We start from the raw sequence: 793 nt of genomic DNA, 5'->3' as shown, positions 1-793 counted from the left end.
TGAACTGTACCCTATAAAATGGACAGTTTAATAAAAAGACCTTTAAAAATCAAGCACTTAAAAGATGGTTCCGGTATTGTACCGGAGCCATTTTTTTGAGTGTCCATTGATAACGATCATAATTATAATCTTGCATGTACTCGTCTATCACTTGTTGAAGGGATTGGAATGTTTGACAACACTTATAATTTAATTCATCCTTCATATGACCGAAAAAGGATTCCATTGGAGCGTTATCTAAGCAGTTTCCTCTACGTGACATAGATTGTCTGAGCCCCATTTCTCTTACTCGCTTTTGGTACTCCGGATGCGTGTAATGAACACCTTGATCGGAATGAAGAAGAGCTTCTGGATGAATAGTGCCTCCTAATCTCACTTTCAATTTTTCGAGTGTTTGATAGACGATCTCTATTTGTAAAGAGGGAGAGATGTGATAGGCTAAAATCTCTCGTGTCTTACAATCTTTTACACACGATAAATATGCTTTTTTCCCTTTCCCATAAAATAAATATGTAATATCGGTTACCATCTTTTGTTCCGGTTCTCCCTGATGAAATTGGCGGTTCAAAAGGTTGGGACAGGTCTTATGTTCTTGTGTCGCTTTTGCGATCTGTTTATAAGGATTCGCCCGACGAATCTTCGTTACGAGATGATACTTGTGCATAATACGGTAAATACGCTTGAGATTCATACAAATCCCCTTTGTATTTTCTAACTCCATTTTGATAAAACGAGCTCCACGTTTTTTCTCTTTTCGGTAAAAAATCTCTTGAATCAGTTCGTAATCTTTTTC

General features: G+C 37.1%; 1 protein-coding gene. It reads right to left on the bottom strand.

Annotated elements, in window-relative coordinates:
* Window positions 1-49: 49 nt before the first annotated feature.
* The coding region (locus tag MR058_RS22885) for an IS3 family transposase (protein WP_242145939.1) at window positions 50-793 on the bottom strand (744 nt) is incomplete at its 5' end.

It is taken from the genome of Bacillus cereus group sp. BfR-BA-01430, assembly GCF_022663115.1.
GTDB lineage: Bacteria > Bacillota > Bacilli > Bacillales > Bacillaceae_G > Bacillus_A > Bacillus_A cereus_BD.
The sequence above is the reverse complement of the archived record's forward strand: the minus strand, read 5'-3'. Positions and strand labels throughout refer to the sequence as shown.